This window comes from Flavobacterium sp., from assembly GCF_044361015.1.
Classification (GTDB): domain Bacteria; phylum Bacteroidota; class Bacteroidia; order Flavobacteriales; family Flavobacteriaceae; genus Flavobacterium.
Genome location: NZ_JBIKJL010000109.1, coordinates 1 through 2,930, shown reverse-complemented (window position 1 = coordinate 2,930; position 2,930 = coordinate 1). Strand labels below are relative to the sequence as shown.

The 2,930-nt window shown below is 35.1% G+C and carries 6 protein-coding genes; all 6 read left to right on the top strand.

The window, feature by feature from the left end; genetic code table 11:
* On the top strand, positions 1-598 hold a 598-nt coding region (locus ACIQ2Z_RS12865), incomplete at its 5' end, for an N-acetylmuramic acid 6-phosphate etherase (protein WP_396184568.1).
* Positions 599-633: 35 nt separating this feature from the next.
* Positions 634-1,101: a hypothetical protein gene (locus ACIQ2Z_RS12860; RefSeq protein ID WP_396184567.1), complete on the top strand. Its 468-nt coding sequence runs from the start codon at positions 634-636 to the stop codon at positions 1,099-1,101.
* Between the two features lies 1 nt (position 1,102).
* Positions 1,103-1,321, top strand: coding sequence for a DUF6095 family protein (locus ACIQ2Z_RS12855; RefSeq protein ID WP_396184566.1), 219 nt, complete (start codon positions 1,103-1,105; stop codon positions 1,319-1,321).
* Between the two features lie 10 nt (positions 1,322-1,331).
* The gene (locus tag ACIQ2Z_RS12850) at positions 1,332-1,517 is read left to right on the top strand and encodes a hypothetical protein (RefSeq protein WP_396184565.1); all 186 of its coding nucleotides are present in this window, start codon (positions 1,332-1,334) and stop codon (positions 1,515-1,517) included.
* 4 nt (positions 1,518-1,521) lie between these two features.
* Positions 1,522-1,890, top strand: coding sequence for a DNA topoisomerase IV (locus tag ACIQ2Z_RS12845; protein ID WP_396184564.1), 369 nt, complete (start codon positions 1,522-1,524; stop codon positions 1,888-1,890).
* Positions 1,891-1,928: 38 nt separating this feature from the next.
* The gene (locus ACIQ2Z_RS12840) at positions 1,929-2,708 is read left to right on the top strand and encodes a TerC family protein (RefSeq protein ID WP_396184563.1); all 780 of its coding nucleotides are present in this window, start codon (positions 1,929-1,931) and stop codon (positions 2,706-2,708) included.
* The last annotated feature ends 222 nt before the right edge of the window (positions 2,709-2,930 follow it).

Genomic DNA, 2,930 nt, shown 5'->3' with positions numbered 1-2,930 from the left:
AAGATTAGGTGTTGTCGATGCTTCTGAATGCCCGCCCACTTTTGGTGTTCCTTTTGATTTGGTAGTGGGAATTATTGCCGGCGGAGACAAAGCCATTCGAAAAGCGGTAGAATTTGCCGAAGATGATACGGAACAAGCGTGGAAAGATTTAACCGAATTCAACATCAATCCAACTGATTTTGTCATTGGCATTGCTGCTTCCGGAATCACTCCGTATGTGATTGGTGGGTTGGAAAAATGCAATCAAAATAACATTCCCACCGGTTGTATTACTTGCAATGAAGGAAGTCCGCTTGCACATGTCGCTCAATTTCCAATTGAAGTGGTTGTTGGTCCCGAATTTGTTACCGGAAGTTCTCGCATGAAAGCCGGAACAGCACAAAAGTTGGTTTTGAATATGATTTCAACCGCCACGATGATTCAGCTTGGAAAAGTGAAAGGTAACAAAATGGTGGATATGCAATTGAGCAACAACAAATTAGTAGATCGTGGCATTCGAATGATTATGGGCGAAATTCCGGTGAGTTATCAAGAGGCAGGAGTTTTGTTGGAAAAGCATGGCAGTGTGCGAAAAGCGGTTGAGAGTTTTCTGAAATAAATTTTAATTTTACTAATTAATATAACTACACATCAATGAAAAAACTTTTTTGTCTAACATTTTTATTTTTCTCTATTCTCACTTTTGCTCAACAAATAAAATACAAAGGCAATGGAAAAATAGTTGACATCAACAATCAAAAATTGTCTCCAAGTGAGGTGAAAAAATTACTAGCATACAACCCTGCATTGCTTAAATATTATTCTGATGCTAGAGACAAAAAGGTTTTTGGAAATATCTTTTTAGTTGGTGGTGCAACACTAGTTTTGGGTGATTTGGCCATTGGTGCTTTTACCGGAACGCAGTATCCGACAGCGTTAACATACGTTGGTTTTGCTTCCATGATTGTAGCCCTTCCCATAAAGATAGGTTATTCAAAGAGAATTGAAAAGGTAGCTGTTGATTACAACAATGAATTGATATCCAAAGGATCTACCATGACTATTGAAAAAATCAATTTTATTACCAATCAAAACGGTGTAGGTTTTCAAATAACTTTCTAAGATGTCAGATTCAAAACAACTCTTGTTTAAAGGCTTAAAATATGCAATTGGAGCAATTCCACTCATGTTTTTAGGACCTATAATTATTCATAACGCATTTATGAATAAACACACTTGGATTCATTACATTGTTTTGGGTGTAGGCATAATCATTTGTTTTACAGCTGCATACTTGCTTTTTAAAGGTATTCAAATTATTATGAAAAGTCTGTTCGATTAAATAAGAGAACATGCCTACCACTCAATTTTATGCTGATATGGGTGCCATCATCTGGTGGATTTTTTTTAAATTTTGTCAATCAAAATTACAGGATGAAATGGTTGAGAAAAATAAAGTTCGTAATCTGATTGTGGCTGGTTCGTTTAATTACTTAGTTGCACTTTTAATTGTCCTTTTTTTAATAAATTATTCTTAAACTAATGAAAAAAATACTTCCCCTATTAACTTTATTATTCCTTTCCTGCTACCAACAAGAACGAAGTTGTGCTGATTTCAAAACAGGTGAATTTCAATTCGAACAAGAAATTGATAGTGTGAAAGAAGTTTCAGTTTTTGAACGAAATGATACTTTACAAATTGAAACGTTTAGAGGAAAAACAGATACTTCCTCTGTGCGATGGATTAATGATTGTGAATTTGTGCTGCAGAAAATAAATCCGAAAGGAATGAAAGAAAAAAAAGCCATTCACATGAAAATTTTAACAACCAACGAAAAAACATATACCTTTGAGTATTCTTTTGTAGGCGAAACTGCCAAACAAAAAGGGATTGTAACAAAAATCAATTAACTACGTAAAAGTATCATTAACTAAATCAAAACTGACTTATGGAAATATTCGCAAACCCGGATGCATGGGTTGCTCTATTAACTTTAACCTTTTTAGAAATTGTTTTAGGAATTGACAACATCATTTTCATTTCAATTGTTACAGGTAAGTTACCCGAAGAAAAACGCAAAAAAGCAACACGTATCGGTTTATTTTTAGCCATGTTTATGCGTATTGCTTTGCTATTTGGTATCACATTATTAATTGCAATGAAAGCTCCTTGGTTTAGTTTGGATTTCGGTTGGTTCAAAGGTAGTTTTACCGGACAAGCAATGGTGCTGTTTTTTGGTGGATTATTTTTGATTTATAAAAGTACCAAAGAAATTCACGAAAAAGTGGATCACAAAGGTGAAGAAGAAAAAGACATGAAAACATCTGCAGCCAAATCATTCGGAAGTGTTATTGTTCAAATTCTATTGATTGATTTAATTTTCTCGGTAGATAGTATTTTAACTGCTGTTGGGATGACCAACGGAATTGAAGGTGCGTTATATATCATGGTAACTGCTGTAGTTATTTCAGTGGGTGTCATGATGTTATTTGCTGTACCGGTTGGGTCATTTGTCAACGCCAATCCGTCCATTCAAATTTTAGGTTTAGCATTTCTAATATTAATTGGCTTTATGCTAATTACGGAAAGTATGCACCTATCAAATGCTACTCTAGTCGGTCAGCATGTTGGAGCTGTGCCAAAAGGATACCTCTATTTTGCTATTGCTTTCTCCTTAGGGGTAGAATTTTTAAATATGAAAATGCGAAAGAGAAACGGAAAATCGTAAAGCAGCTCAAAAGATTGCGGAGTTTCAAACACAAAATTCGCAGAGAATACTAGATTCTTTGCGAACTTTGCATTTAAATCTACTCCAAACTCAATGTAATCTGACCGTCGTCATCCAATTCGGTTTGAATATCATCGGAAATGTTGTCTTCGCCGGAAACTTCCATTTCTTCGGGAGCTTCTTCTTCAGGTTCTTCGTAGGGAAGCGATTCCAATAGGTTAA